9 protein-coding genes are annotated in these 13984 nt (G+C 69.5%); 5 read left to right on the top strand and 4 right to left on the bottom strand.

Going from position 1 to position 13984, the window contains the following annotated elements; genetic code table 11:
• Positions 1-22: 22 nt before the first annotated feature.
• The gene (locus IB228_RS18225; protein WP_183639623.1) at positions 23-3319 is read right to left on the bottom strand and encodes an ankyrin repeat domain-containing protein; all 3297 of its coding nucleotides are present in this window, start codon (positions 3317-3319) and stop codon (positions 23-25) included.
• Complete coding sequence (locus IB228_RS18220) at positions 3312-3569, bottom strand: YcgL domain-containing protein (RefSeq protein WP_183639624.1); 258 nt, start codon at positions 3567-3569, stop codon at positions 3312-3314. The genes IB228_RS18225 and IB228_RS18220 overlap by 8 nt, the downstream gene beginning before the upstream one ends.
• Positions 3570-3751: 182 nt before the next feature.
• On the opposite strand from IB228_RS18220, the gene IB228_RS18215 reads away from it, so the two are divergent.
• From IB228_RS18215 to hemF, 4 genes are all read left to right on the top strand, one after another.
• Positions 3752-6109: a S9 family peptidase gene (locus tag IB228_RS18215; protein ID WP_183641298.1), complete on the top strand. Its 2358-nt coding sequence runs from the start codon at positions 3752-3754 to the stop codon at positions 6107-6109.
• A gap of 5 nt (positions 6110-6114) precedes the next feature.
• Entirely contained in the window at positions 6115-6657 is a 543-nt protein-coding gene (locus IB228_RS18210) for a hypothetical protein (RefSeq protein WP_183639625.1), read from the top strand.
• Between the two features lie 57 nt (positions 6658-6714).
• Entirely contained in the window at positions 6715-8265 is a 1551-nt protein-coding gene (locus tag IB228_RS18205; RefSeq protein WP_192199452.1) for a hypothetical protein, read from the top strand.
• A 73-nt stretch (positions 8266-8338) separates the two neighbouring features.
• Positions 8339-9250 carry an oxygen-dependent coproporphyrinogen oxidase gene (hemF, locus tag IB228_RS18200; protein ID WP_192199451.1) on the top strand — a complete coding sequence of 304 codons (912 nt, stop codon included), beginning with the start codon at positions 8339-8341 and terminating at the stop codon, positions 9248-9250.
• A 444-nt stretch (positions 9251-9694) separates the two neighbouring features.
• On the opposite strand, the gene IB228_RS18195 is transcribed toward hemF, so the two are convergent.
• Positions 9695-10171, bottom strand: a complete 477-nt coding sequence (locus tag IB228_RS18195) for a YetF domain-containing protein (RefSeq protein ID WP_192199617.1) — start codon at positions 10169-10171, stop codon at positions 9695-9697.
• 385 nt (positions 10172-10556) lie between these two features.
• Positions 10557-13319, bottom strand: coding sequence for a DNA polymerase I (polA, locus tag IB228_RS18190; RefSeq protein WP_192199450.1), 2763 nt, complete (start codon positions 13317-13319; stop codon positions 10557-10559).
• 96 nt (positions 13320-13415) lie between these two features.
• Here polA and IB228_RS18185 point away from each other — a divergent pair, with 96 nt between their 5' ends.
• A complete protein-coding gene (locus tag IB228_RS18185; RefSeq protein ID WP_183639629.1) occupies positions 13416-13721 on the top strand; it encodes a DUF2782 domain-containing protein in 306 nt (101 codons plus the stop codon).
• Positions 13722-13984 lie beyond the last annotated feature (263 nt).

Genomic DNA, 13984 nt, shown 5'->3' with positions numbered 1-13984 from the left:
GGGAGCGGCAGGACGACGGGCTTCAGCCGCCGGGTTCGCGCAGGAAACGCGCCATCGAGGCACCGGGCGCCACCGGCACGAACTCGCCGGCCACGTCGACGAAACCGCGCATCACCGCGATCTCGCGCGGGGTGCGGTTCAGGGCGTCGCGCAAATCCGGATCCGCACCCGCGCGCAGCAAGCGCTGCACCACCCGCAACAGGCCATGCAGCGCGGCCAGGTGCAGCGGACCGAAACCGCGCGGATCCTGGGTTTCCAGGGAAACCTCCTCATCGAGCAGGCGCTCGACCCCGGCCAGCACGACCTCCTCGTCGCAGGCGGTGCCCGGTTCGGCGCGCGCCCCCAGCAACAGCAGCAGCGGTGTGACCGAACCGGCGGCGACCTGATCGGGTTCGGCGCCGGACAGCAGCAGGGTGTCGAACAGCGCGACCAGCCGTGGCTTGTCGCGCGAGGTGAAACCGTACAGGGCGGCGCAATGCAGCGGCGTCAGGCCCTGCGCATCGCCGGCATGCACGTTCGCGCCCGCGGTCAGCAGACGCGCGACGATGTCCGGCAGTCCCAGCGCGGCCGCCAGCATCAGCACGGTGACGCCGCCCGGCAGGCGGTGTTCCAGTGCGGCGCCGGCCTGCAGCAGCAGCGCCACGATCTCGGCCTGGCGCATGCTCACCGCCGCCGACAACGGGGTGGCGCCGGTGTTCGCCGCGTTCTGCGGATCCGCGCCGCGCGCCAGCAGCAGTTCCACAGCAGCGCGATGACCGCCGCCGGCCGCGCGCAGCAGCGCGGTGCAGCCCTGCGCGTCCGGCGAATCCACCGCGAATCCCAGATCCAGCAAGCGGCGCACCGCGTCGGCGTCGCCGACCATCGCCGCCGCCGGCAGATCGGCGGGCCGCAGCGCGCGGCGCGGCAACGCCCAACCACGCCAGTCCAGCCAGTCGGCCAGATCGCGGCGGCCGCTGGCCAGGGCCACGCCCAGCGGGGTCTGGCCATCGGCGGCGCGCGAATCCGGGCATGCGCCCTTGGCGATCAGTTGGCGCAACGCGAGTTCGCGGCCCAGCGCCGCGGCCAGGTGCAACGCGGTCATGCCGTGGCTGTCGCGGGCTTCGCGATCCACGCCGATATCCAGCAGCCGGTCCAGCAGTCGCGACCAGCCCAGTCGCACCGCCAGCGCCAGCGGCGGATCTCCCAGCGGCGAGGCCGCGAAGGGATCGGCGCCGCGTTCCAGCAGGTCGCAGGCGAACTGCTCCAGCCCGCGCCCGATCTGTTCGCCACGCGCGCAGGCGTCGAGGAAGCGCGCCAGTCCGCCGGCCCCCGCCGGGGACGCGGCGCGGCGCAGCAGGACCTGCACCGAGGCCATGGCCTCGCCGCCACGCGACAGCAGCGCGAACAGCGGCGTGTCGCCGGCCGGATCCAGCGCATCGGCGTCCGCGCCCTGCGCCAGCAGCCATTCCAGGCGTTGCGGCGAAAGCGCGATCTCGGGGTCGTGCAGCAGCGCACCCAGCTCCTGGCGCGATGCCAGCCGCGCCAGCGGCGCCAGTTCGCCGCGCGGGCGATCCGCGTGCAGCCCATCGCGCAGCAGCGCGATCGGCGCGCGATCCGGCGGCGGCTGGTCGTCGTCGCCGGCACTTACCGCCGACGGCAGCGGATAGGCGGCATCCAGCGCGGACACGATCGCCCAGCGGCCCGCCTCGGCGGCGAGATCCACCGCGCGCCGGCCCTGCGCATCGGGCTGATCCGCCGCCACGCCCAGGTCCAGCAGGCGCCGGATCAACGCCGGCGAGGCATTCTCGGAGGCGCAGGCCACGCGAACCGCGTTGCGCTGTTCGGTGTCGCTCACGGTCACGTCCACGCCCGCTTCGGCCAGTCGCTCCAGCACCGCGATGCGGCCGCCACGCGCGGCTTCCAGCCACGGCGTGCGCCCCTGTGCATCGTGGGCATGCACATCGGCGCCCGCGGCCAGCAGCGTGTTGACGATGTCGATATGGCCGGCGAGCGCGGCTTCGTGCAGCGCGCTGCGGCGCTCACCGTCGCGGGTGTCGACCTTGGCGCGGTGCTTGAGCAGCAACTGCACGCCGGCGGGGTCGTCTTCCTCGGTGGCGGCGGCGGCCAGCAGCACCGGTTGCCCGCCGGCCGGTTCGGGACGCGCGCCACGCTCGAGCAGGAACTTGGCCAGGCGCCAGTTGCCGGCCACGCAGGCCACGCCCAGCGGACTCAGGCCATCCTGGTTGATGGCATCGATCTCGGCGGCGGCATCGCGCAACAGGGCGACCACGCCGGGATCGGAACTGCGCGCGGCATGATGCAGCGGGGTGTTGCCTTCGCCATCGGCGACCCGCGGATCGGCGCCGTTGGCCAGCAGGGTAGTCACCGCGTCGGGACGGCCATGCCAGCTGTCGCGGGTGGCGGCTAGCAGCGGGGTCATGCCGGCGTGGGCGTGGTTGAGATCCACGCCATGGCCGATCAGGGTGCGCAGCAGGCGCAGATCCGGCAGCACCGCGGCCAGCACCGGCAGGCTGCGCTGATCGCGCGAGGACGGCGCCGGCAGCGCATGCGGATCGGCGCCGGCTTCCAGCAGTTCGAGCGCGCGATCGACCCGGCCGCCGCGGGCGGCGTCGAACAGGGCCTGTTCCAGATCCGCTTCGTGGACCGGTGCGGGCGCCGTTGCGCTTTCCTGCATTGGCGGCAGGCCGGCACTCATTTCCACCACCGGCAGGCCGCGCGCGGCGGCGATGGACTGGATGCCCCAATGCAGCGCCGGCAGCGCCAGCACATAGATCGGGGCGACGATCAGCCGCGTTTGCGCCGGAAGCAGATCCGGCCACGCCAGCACCAGGCCGCCGGCGATCGCCAGCGCCACCAGCGCGGCCACGCCCAGCCCGCGCCAGGCATGGAAATCCCGCTCGGCCAGCGCGCGCCAATGCCAGCCCAGGCTGCCCGGTTCGCGCTCGATGCCCTGCCACAGCGGCCAGGTCCGCCACAGGCCGATCAACAGCACGCCCACCACCGCGCTCAGGCCCAGCGCCGCCTGCAGGCTGCCGCTGTCACCCAGCGCCGACAGCGGCCAGGCGATCAGCACCGCCACGGTCACGAACGCGCCGCCCCAGGCGATCAGCAGGGCCGGCAGCGATTCGCGCCAGTCGCGCGCCACCGGCAGCGGCCGGCTGCCGCGCTGCCACGACCAGGCCAGCGCCAGCGCCGGCTGCGCCAGCCAGGCGCCGAACGCCGCCAGCGGGCCACCGACCCAGCCCAGCGCGGCCAGGGCCACGCCCAGGAGACCGGCGATCGCGGCCAGCCGGCGTTGTTGGCTTGCGGACTCAGGCATCGGTGGATTCGTCGCTGTCCGGCTGCGGCGGGAACTGGATATGGAATCCGCGCGCGGCGAGGTTGCCGCGCACCACCCCGGCGTCTTCCCGGGCCAACTTGCGTTCGGGGGTGAGCGCCACTTCCAGCACGAAGCTCAGGTCGCCCAGTTGGGTGCGCAGCGGTTCGGGCAGGCGGGTGAAGTCGTCGCGCGCGGCCAGGTACACATAGGTGTCCGCCTTGCGCAGGCTTTTGTAAACGAAGGCTTGCATCCGCGCGTACGCGTCCTGCCGTGGAAAAGTAGGGAATGGCGGAGATTGTGGAGGAAACCCGAATGCGGGGAAACCCTGCACGTTCAGGCCTCGCATGACCATCGGCGGGCGATGCCGGCATCCGCGGCTGCTACGCTTGCACCCTTTCACACCGGCCTAACGGAAACTCCATGCGCCACGTTCTGCCCGCCCTGCTCCTGCCACTGTCGCTGGCCCTCGCCGGCCCCCTTTCCGCGCAGGAAGCCACGCCACTCACCATCGAACAGGTGATGGCGGATCCGGACTGGATCGGTCCGCCGGTCGAACGCGCCTGGTGGTCGTGGGATGGCCAACGCGTGCAGTACGACCTCAAGCGGCCGGGCAGCCTGAGCCGCGACACCTACGTGCAGGCCGTCGCCGGCGGCCGCGCCGCCGAACGCGTCGGCGATGCCGAGCGCGGTGGCCTGGACGCGCCGAACCCGCAGATCGACGCGCGCGGGCAGCGCATGCTGTTCGTACGCAACGGCGATGTGTTCCTGCGCGATCTGCGCAGCGGCGCGCTGACCCAGCTCACCCGCAGCAACGACACCGAGGCGCAGGCGCGCTTCGCCCGCGACGGCGGCGTGATCTGGCGCAGCGGCAACGACTGGTATCGCTGGACCGCGCAGGGCGGCACCACCCAGGCGCTGGTGCTGCGCGCGGAAAAGGATCCCAATGGCGCGCCCAAGGCCGACGCGCTGCGCGAACAGCAGCTGCGCACGCTGGAGACCCTGGCCCGGGATCGCGCGTTGCGCGATGCCGCGCGCCAGCAGGACGACGCCTGGCGCAAGGCCGACGGCAGCCGCGCGCCGGCGCCGGTCTACCTCGGTGCCGACGTCGCCATCGCCGACAGCGCGATGTCGCCGGATGGCCGCTGGGCGCTGGTGGTGACCCAGGCCAAGGGCGCCGACGAAGGCCAGGAAGGCAAGATGCCGATGTACGTCACCGAGTCCGGTTACGAGGAATTCCAGAGCGTGCGCACCCGCGTGGGCCGCAACGATCCGGTGCCGCAGTCGCTGTGGCTGGTCGACGTGGCCGCGGGCAGCGTCCGGCCGCTGGCCTACGACGCGTTGCCCGGCATCGCCGAGGATCCGCTGGCCGCGATGCGCAAGGCGGCGGGCAAGGATCCGCTCAAGGGCAACCGTCCGCTGCGCGTCGAGAGCGAAGCCACAGCCGCGATCGCCTGGAGCGACGACGGCCGCCAGGTCGCGGTGCAGTTGCACGCGATCGACAACAAGGACCGCTGGATCGCCACCGTGGACCTGGCCGGCGCGCGCCTGCAACCGCGCCACCGGCTCAGCGATCCGGCCTGGATCAACTGGAACAACAACGAATTCGGCTGGTTGCCCGACGGCAGCCTGTGGCTGCTGTCCGAGCAGTCCGGTTATTCGCACCTGTACACCGTCCAGGGCAACGGCAAGCCGCGCCAGCGCACCAGCGGCCGCTGGGAAGTGACCTCGCCGGTGCCGACCACCGACGGCAGCGCCTTCTTCTTCCTGTGCAATCGCGCCAATCCCGCCGACTACGAAATCTGCCGGCTGGATCTGGCCGGCGACCAGGTCAGCGAGGTCACCGCGCTGGACGGCGTGGAGCGCTTCGCGCTGTCGCCCGATGATCGGCGCGTGCTGGTCAGCCATTCCAGCGCCTACGTGCCGACCCAGCTGTCGGTGGTCGACGCGGCCGGCGGCACGCCGACCGCGCTCACCGACACCCGCACGCCGGCCTTCAAGGCGCGCGAATGGATCCAGCCGGAAATCGTGCAGGTGCCGTCGAAGCATGGCGCGGGCCAGGTATGGGGCAAGTACTACGGACCGAAGACGCTGGAGCCCGGCAAGCGCTATCCGATCGTGATGTTCGTGCACGGTGCCGGCTACCTGCAGAACGTGCACCATCGCTACCCCACCTACTTCCGCGAGCAGATGTTCCACAACCTGCTGGTGCAGCGCGGCTACATCGTGCTGGATCTGGACTACCGCGCCAGCGAGGGTTATGGCCGCGACTGGCGCACCGCGATCTATCGCAACATGGGCCATCCGGAGCTGGAGGACTACCTGGACGGCCTGGACTGGCTGGTCGAGACCCGCCAGGGCGATCGCGACCGCGCCGGCATCTACGGCGGTTCCTACGGCGGCTTCATGACCTTCATGGCGCTGTTCCGCAAGCCGGGCGTGTTCAAGGCTGGCGCCGCGCTGCGTCCGGTGGTCGACTGGACCCAGTACAACCACGAATACACCTCCGGCATCCTCAACACCCCGGAGCTGGATCCGCAGGCCTACCGCACCTCCTCGCCGATCGAATACGCCGCCGGGCTGCAGGATCACCTGTTGATCGCGCACGGCATGATCGACGACAACGTGTTCTTCCGCGATTCGGTGGTGCTGACCCAGAAACTGATCGAACTGCACAAGGACAACTGGGAACTCGCGCCATATCCGCTGGAGCGCCACGGCTTCACCCGCGCCGATTCCTGGCTGGACGAATACAAGCGCGTGCTGAAGCTGTTCGAGAACAACCTGAAGTAAGCGTCATGCCGGCCGCGCCACGTTCCCAGTTCGTCACCATCACCGCGTGGCTTTCGCTCGCGCTGGCGCTGGTGGGCGTGCTGACCGGACTCCTGCAGTGGGCGATGTTCGCCGCCAGCCCGGCGGATCAGGGCCTGCTGGACGCGCTGACCGCCGGCGGCGGGTCCGGCCTCCCGCTGCCGCCATCGCTGCTGTGGGTGTTCGATCACCTTGGCCTGTTGCTGCTGGCGTCGCTGCTGTCATCGGTGCTGCTGGCGGTGGCCTCGTGGGGCCTGTTGCAGCGCCGTGAATGGGGCCGCTTCGGCTTCATCGTCCTGCTCGCCGGCGGCGCCCTGCTGACACTGGCGGGGGCTTTCGCTTTCGACGGGCTGATGGGCGATCTGAACGCACGGGCCGGGTTCGATCCCGCCAACGTGGATCCATTGCTGGCCAACCTGCAGGCGGCCATGCGGATGGCGATCTACGCCGCCGCGTTGCTGATCGGAATCCTGCACGGCGCCATCGTGTGGAAACTGTGCACGCCCGCCGTGCGCGCGGAATTCCACTGACGCTCGGAGTCCGCGCGGCGTCGATATACTGGCGCCCCCCACAACGAGCGTTTGTTCATGTCACGAGCATGGATGCTGACCGCGCGGATCGCCGGTGCCCTCCTGATTGGCCTCCCCACCCTGGCGCTGGCCGCGTCGCCCGCCTGCGGCGTCTACCGTAACGCCGATGGCAGCCGCGAGCTGCGCATCGAGACGACGGCCACCGCGACCGAGCACACCTCGTACCAGGCGCCGCGTCCGCTGGCCTACGCCCCGGCCGGCGACAACATCACCGCCTACGATCTGGAAAGCGCCTATTCCGAAACCTGGACGCCGGAAAACGGCGGCCGCGCGCTGCGCACGGAAATGGACGAGGTCTACACGCTGGCGCAATCCGCGCAGTGCGCGACGTCTCCGCCAGCGCCCAACGGCGGCTGCCGCGCGGATCTTGCCGGCTGCTTCGAGGCCCGGACCGAGGCCGATGAGCCGACCCTGGCGCGCTGGTGCGAACAGGAAGCCCTGCCGTTCGCCTGCGTGGCGCTGATTGAAGGCTTCCAGGAAGCCGCCGATCAGGCATCGCGCGGCGACGCCGGGACGGAAGAGGCGCCGCCGGAGTGTGTGGAAGGCCATCCGGCCTTCTCCGAAGCCGCCTGCGAGGTCAAGGTCAAGGAGGCGATGACGCGCGCCTTCGCCGATGCCTTCAAGGGCATGTACGCCGACGATCTTCCCCTTTCCGGGCCGCACCTGGATCGCAGCCTGGCGTTGTGCCAGCGCAGCGGTTCGGCCAAGGTCTGCGGCGCAGCGGCGGAGAAACTGTGGAACGCGGGGCGCTACCTGGATGCGCGCGCGGCGCTCACCCTCGCCTGCGAGCGCGGCGGCGACAAGGACGCCTGCGGCAAGACGGCGCCGCTGGCGGCGCTGACCGCGGCGGACCTGCGCGCCGCGCCGGCCACCGCCCTGCCCTGCGGCGCCTACGCGGCGGAAAGCGGACTGATGTCCGAACTCGGCTTCGGCGATGCCGGCCGGGTCGAAGGCGGCTTCGGCAGCGTCATGCGTGCGCGCCTGGAGAACGGCCTGATCCGCATCCGCCACGACAAAGGCGGCGATTTCGTATTCAAGGCAATTGGCGGCGATCGCCTGCTCGGCCTGGACAGCTGGAACCGCTATGCGGTCTACCGGCGTGGCGAAGGCGGCGCGGATCGCTGCGCGCCGCCGCGCCAGTTCGTCGAGCACCCGCTGGTCGAGGATTGCCCCGCCATCAGCCAGGCCGGCGGCGCCGAAGCCTGCTGCAAGGCCGGCAAGCTGCAGGGCTGCAACGCGCTGGGTCACCAGCGGGCGCTGGAAGGCGACTGGGCCGGCGCCCAGCCGCATTACCTGCGGATCTGCACGGCCGGCGTGCGCGTGGGCTGCGAGAACCTGACCCGTGCCTACGCGGAAACCGGCGACGAGTCCGTCATCGAATCGATGCGCGCGCTGTGCGGCAAGGACGAACGCCACGTCGCCTGCGATGTGCTGGAAACGTCCAACTGGGAACAGATGGGCGTCGGCCGCGCGCTCCAGGACGCCTTGCGCGAACTGGAACAGGAAGCCGGCGACGACGCCCCGGAAGAAAGCGAAGCGACGCCCTGACGATCGCCCCGGTGCCGCCGCACCGTCCGCCGGAAAAGGACGGCGGTGGCGGCCCGCCGCTAGAATGACGGGCATGAACGACATCACGCCCGTCCGCGACTATCTCACCGACCTGCAGGACCGCATCTGCGCCGCCATCGAGGCGGCCGACGGCCAGGCCCGCTTCCAGGAAGATTTGTGGAACCGGCCCGAAGGCGGCGGCGGCCGCACCCGCGTGCTGCGCGGCGGCGGCGTGTTCGAGCAGGCCGGCATCGGCTTTTCCGACGTCTCCGGCAGCAAGTTGCCGCCCTCGGCGTCCGCGCATCGTCCCGAGCTGGCCGGCGCCTCCTGGCGCGCGGTCGGCGTCTCGCTGGTGTTCCATCCGCGCAATCCCTTCCTGCCCACCACCCACGCCAACGTTCGCCACTTCCGCGCCGAGCGCGACGGGCAGGCGGTGGCGTGGTGGTTCGGCGGCGGTTTCGACCTGACCCCGTTCTATCCGTTCGACGAGGACGTCCTCCACTGGCACCGCACCGCGCGCGAGCTGTGCGAACCGTTCGGCGGCGCCGAGCGCTATGCCGCGCACAAGCACTGGTGCGACGAGTATTTCTTCCTGAAGCACCGCGGCGAGACCCGCGGTGTCGGCGGCCTGTTCTTCGACGACCTGGGGCAGGATTTCGAACGCGACTTCGCCTACCTGCGCGCGGTCGGCGACGGTTTCCTCGATGCCTACCTGCCGATTGTCGAGCGCCGCAAGGACACACCGCACGGCGAACGCGAGCGCGAGTTCCAGTTGTACCGCCGCGGCCGCTACGTGGAGTTCAACCTGGTCTACGACCGCGGCACCCTGTTCGGCCTGCAGAGCGGCGGCCGCGCCGAATCCATCCTGATGAGCCTGCCGCCCTACGTGCGCTGGGAATACGGCTACCAACCCGAAGCCGGCAGCGCCGAGCAGCGCCTGCGCGACTACCTGCGCCCGCGTGACTGGTTGAATGAACTGGGGTGAGCCGGTGGGGCGGTCGCTCTGCCATACCCCCAGGCGAATCGCTTTCGGTCCCCCTTCTGCAAGCGCCTTTCAACAGCCGCATGGCAGGTCAAAAGGGGAGGAACGGCGGGTGTGGCCAACGCGACGGATATGCCGTGGTGGTCGGATGAAATCCCCGGAAACCTCCCTTTTGTCACTCGGCGCCACAATCGCTCAGCGCGATGCGCGGTCGCACATCCTCGAATCGCCGAAGCGAACGTCAAGGACGCACGAATCCGGTAGGAGCGCCGTCCCCGGCGCGAGCCTTTGCGCGGATTGCGAAGCTTCAAAAGCTCGCGGCCGGAGGCCGCTCCTACCGAGGGCTCGTCCTTTGAAAAAAGGGGCGGTCCCCCGCGAAGCGGTTAACGGGGATTTGCTTTCAGCATGAAGACTGGCGCTTCCGCCAACCGGATGACCGGTCACCCCTCACGCGCGTCGCGCCACCAGCGTGATGTGTCCATTGGTTTCCAGCACCGCCAGATGGATCTCGTCGATCGCGTCGATGCCCGCCTCACGCATCGCCTTGTCGAAATCCTCGCGGCTGATCAGCTCGCGCCGCAGGACAGCCTTGTAAACCTTGCCCTCGCGTGCCAGCAGCACCGGCGAACCTTCCACCAGCGCCTCGAACCGGCGGTTGCGCGCCGACGCCAGGCCCACCAGCCAGTTGATCGCCATCAGCGTGCCCGCCAGCAGCAGACCGCCACCCACCGAAGCGTCCTCGCCCAGCAGCGCGTTCTGGACCGCGTTGCCCAGCAGCACCACCAGCAGCATGTCGAACGAGGTGAACTGTCCCATCGTGCGCTTGCCGGATACCCGGATCATCACCAGCAGCGCGAAGTAGACGATGACCGCGCGGGCGATGAAGCCCCACCAGGGCATCGAGAGGTTGAACGTCTGATGCAGGAAGGAATCCATGTCCAGGCTCCGTTCGGGTTGCCGACACGTTAGCGTGCCCGGTCTCGAAGGACGCACAAATAAAAAGCCCCGAAGACCAGGGGGAGGTCATCGGGGCCAGGGGAACGGGGACCTGGGGAGGGGTCGCCGTTCCGGGGAGATCGCTCCAGGGGATGGGAGAGATCCGCGACAGACGTTGCATCTGTCGCGAGTTATCTGACCATTTCCCACATGGATGGTTCGTGAAGATTCCCGTTAAGAATCCGTGGAATTAAGGCCGCATTCATTTTATTGAACTGTCCAGTTCAAAAATTGAATCGCACCCTGTTTCTACATCCCGCGCGCAAGTTTCTGGTTGTCAACGGGTTTCCGGATTTAGACGTTCAAATCGGTCTCAGTGGGCCTGATCCCAGTCGTCGCCGACCCCGCTGTCGACCACCAGCGGAACGATGAGTTGCGCCGCCGCCGACATCCGCGCGCCGGCCTCGGCCACCAGCGTGGGCACGAAGTCGGCATCGGCCTCGAACACCAGTTCGTCGTGCACCTGCAGGATCATCAGCGCGCGTTCGCGATGCTCGGCCAGCCACGCGTCCACCGAGATCATCGCGCGCTTGATGATGTCCGCGGCCGTGCCCTGCATCGGCGCGTTGATCGCCGCGCGCTCGGCGCCTGCACGCTGTCCCTGGGTACCCTTGTTGATGTACTCCAGGTACAGCCGGCGGCCGAACACGGTCTCCACGTAGCCTTGCTCGCGCGCCTGCTGGCGGGTGCGCTCCATGAAGTCGCGCACGCCCGGATAGCGGCTGAAGTACAGCGCGATGTAATCCTGCGCCTCGCCGCGGCCGATGCCGAGCTGGCGGGCCAGGCCGAATGCGCTCATGCCGTACATCAGGCCGAAGTTGATCGCCTTGGCCGCGCGGCGCTCGTTGGAGGTCACGTCCTCCAGCTGCCGGCCGAACACTTCCGCCGCGGTCGCCTTGTGGATGTCGGCGCCCGATTCGAACGCGCGCACCAGGCCCGGATCCTCGGACAGGTGCGCCATGATCCGCAGCTCGATCTGCGAATAATCGCAGGCGATCAGCTTGCGCCCCGGCGGCGCCACGAACGCCTTGCGGATGCGGCGGCCGTCCTCGGTGCGGATCGGGATGTTCTGCAGGTTGGGATCGGTGGACGACAGCCGGCCGGTGGCCGCACCGGCCTGGTGATAGCTGGTGTGCACGCGGCCGGTGACCGGATTGACCATTTCCGGCAACTTGTCGGTGTAGGTGCTGCGCAACTTGGCCAGCCCGCGGTACTCGAGGATCACGCGCGGCAGTTCGTGCTGGTCGGCGATTGCCTCCAGCGCCTCCTCGTTGGTGCTGGGCTGCCCGGTCGGGGTCTTCAGCACCGCCGGCAGCTTGAGTTCGTCGAACAGCAGCGCCTGCAGCTGCTTGGGCGAATCCAGGTTGAAGCTGCGCCCGGCCAGTTCGGTGGCCTTCTGCTGGGCGGCCAGCATGCGCTTGGCCAGGTCCGCGCTCTGCCGGCGCAATTCGTCGCCGTCGATGCGCACGCCATTGGCCTCGATGCGCGCCAGCACCGGCACCAGTGGCATCTCGATGTCGCGATATACGCGTTCCAGACCCGGCTCGGCGGCGAGTTTCGGCGCCATCACCCGGTGCAGGCGCAGGGTCACGTCGGCGTCCTCGGCGGCGTAGCGGGTGGCGTCGTCCAGCGCCACTTGCGAGAACAGGATCTGCTTGGCGCCCTTGCCCGCGACCTGTTCGTACTTGATGGTGTCGTAGCCGAGGAAGCGCTTGGCCAGGCTGTCCATGTCGTGGCGGTTGCTGCCGGAGTTGTATACGAAGCTCTCCAGCATGGTGTCGTCGGCATAGCCGCCGACCTCCACGCCATGGCGGCGCAGCACGTGCAGATCGTACTTGCCGTGCTGGCCGAGCTTGCGCTTGCCAGGATCGGCGAACAACGGCGCCAACCGCGCCAGGGTGGCGGCCTGGTCCAGTTGCGCGGGCGCGCCCGGATAGACGTGCCCCAGCGGCAGGTAGGCCGCCTTGCCGGGTTCCACCGCGAAACTCATTCCGACCAGGTTGGCCTGCATCGCGTCCAGACTGTCGGTCTCGGTGTCGAAGGCGAACTCGTCGGCCGCCGCCAGCCGGGCGATCCAGGCCTCGAGCTGGGCCTCGCTCAGTACCGTTTCGTATTCGCCGGGCGCGGACCACGCCGCATCGATCGGCGCGGCATCCGGCGCCGGCCCGGACACGAAACCGGTGCCGCGCGCGCGGCCGGGTTCCTTCTCCGCGACGGCGCCGGCGGCGGCGCCGCCGTCCAGTTCCTTCAAGGCCTGGTTGAAACCGTAGCGCGAATACAGCTCGCGCAGTTCGCCGACATCGCGATTGCGCAGCGCCAGCGTCTCCGGCCCGCCGGGCAGCGCCACATCGGTCTTGATGGTGACCAGTTCACGGTTCAGCGGCAGCCGCGGCAGCGCCGCGCGCAGGTTCTCGCCGATCTTGCCCTTGATACCGTCGGCGCCGGCGACGATCGCATCGAGCGTGCCGTATTCGCCCAGCCACTTGGCGGCGGTCTTGGGACCGCACTTCTCCACGCCGGGCACGTTGTCCACGGTATCGCCCATCAGGGCGAGGAAGTCGACGATCTGCTCCGGCCGCACGCCGAACTTCTCAATCACGGCCTCGGCCGAATCCATCCGGCTGCCGCTCATGGTGTTGACCAGCGCCACGCCCGGTCGCACCAACTGGGCGAAATCCTTGTCGCTGGTGGAAATGGTGACGTCGATGCCCTGCGCCGCGCCCTGCAGCGCCAGCGTGCCGATCACGTCGTCGGCCTCCACACCTTCCACGCACAGCAGCGGAAAGCCCAGCGCCTCGACGATCCGGCGCATCGGTTCCACCTGCGCGCGCAGATCCTCGGGCATCGGCGGACGGTTGGCCTTGTACTCGGGATACAGGGCGTCGCGGAAGGTCGGTCCGCTGGCATCCAGCACGAAGGCCACGTAGTCGGGCATTTCCTTGAGCGTGGCGCGCAGCATGTTGACCACGCCGAACAGCGCGCCGGTCGGTTCGCCGGCGGCGTTGGTCAGAGGCGGCAGCGCATGGAACGCGCGGAACAGGTAGCTGGATCCGTCGATCAGGACTAGTCGTTTCATGCGGCGATTCTACGCCCCGTCGCGGGCGCGGCGTCACGGCGCATTGGCGTCGTTTGGCGCATAATCCCCGAACCGGTCATTCCCGAGGAGTTCGCGATGTCCCGCATGACGTTGGCACCCGCCGCGCTTGCCGTGTTGCTGCTGGCAGGTTGCGCGTCGATGGGCGGCGCCCAGGACGATCCCGGCGTGGATCTGGCCGACGCCCAGGTCGCGGTCCGCACCGAAACCAATGGCGACGTGATCGAGGAATACCGCGTGGCCGGCCAGCTGCGCATGGTCAAGGTCACTCCGGCGCGGGGTCCGGCCTATTACCTGATCGACGAAAACGGCGACGGCCGGCTGGACAAGAGCAAGGGCGAAGGCCCGGTATCGCCGGTGTACTGGAAGATCTACGGCTGGTGAGTCGCGGTTTCGGTCGCGGATGGTGGTTTACCGGTTCGTGATGCCCTTGCTGCGACGGGAAAAAGCCGCTTGGCTCCCGGGCGCGTGCCCCCTTCCGCCCTTCGGGCACCTTCCCCCGCAAGCGGGGGAAGGAATTGGCGACGGCCGGCTGGACAAGAGCAAGGGCGAAGGCCCGGTATCGCCGGTGTACTGGAAGATCTACGGCTGGTGAGTCGCGGTTTCGGTCGCGGATGGTGGTTTACCGGTTCGTGATGCCCTTGCTG

The organism is Pseudoxanthomonas sp. PXM04 (assembly GCF_014851695.1).
Taxonomy (GTDB): Bacteria; Pseudomonadota; Gammaproteobacteria; order Xanthomonadales; family Xanthomonadaceae; genus Pseudoxanthomonas_A; species Pseudoxanthomonas_A beigongshangi.
The sequence above is the reverse complement of the archived record's forward strand: the minus strand, read 5'-3'. Positions and strand labels throughout refer to the sequence as shown.

What these genes read in the sequence shown, in the direction of transcription:
- IB228_RS18225 (WP_183639623.1), bottom strand. Translation starts at nt 3,319, where the DNA reads ATGCCTGAGTCCGCAAGCCAACAACGCCGGCTGGCCGCGATCGCCGGT.
- IB228_RS18220 (WP_183639624.1), bottom strand. Translation starts at nt 3,569, where the DNA reads ATGCAAGCCTTCGTTTACAAAAGCCTGCGCAAGGCGGACACCTATGTG.
- IB228_RS18210 (WP_183639625.1), top strand. Translation starts at nt 6,115, where the DNA reads ATGCCGGCCGCGCCACGTTCCCAGTTCGTCACCATCACCGCGTGGCTT.
- IB228_RS18205 (WP_192199452.1), top strand. Translation starts at nt 6,715, where the DNA reads ATGTCACGAGCATGGATGCTGACCGCGCGGATCGCCGGTGCCCTCCTG.
- hemF (WP_192199451.1), top strand. Translation starts at nt 8,339, where the DNA reads ATGAACGACATCACGCCCGTCCGCGACTATCTCACCGACCTGCAGGAC.
- polA (WP_192199450.1), bottom strand. Translation starts at nt 13,319, where the DNA reads ATGAAACGACTAGTCCTGATCGACGGATCCAGCTACCTGTTCCGCGCG.
- IB228_RS18185 (WP_183639629.1), top strand. Translation starts at nt 13,416, where the DNA reads ATGTCCCGCATGACGTTGGCACCCGCCGCGCTTGCCGTGTTGCTGCTG.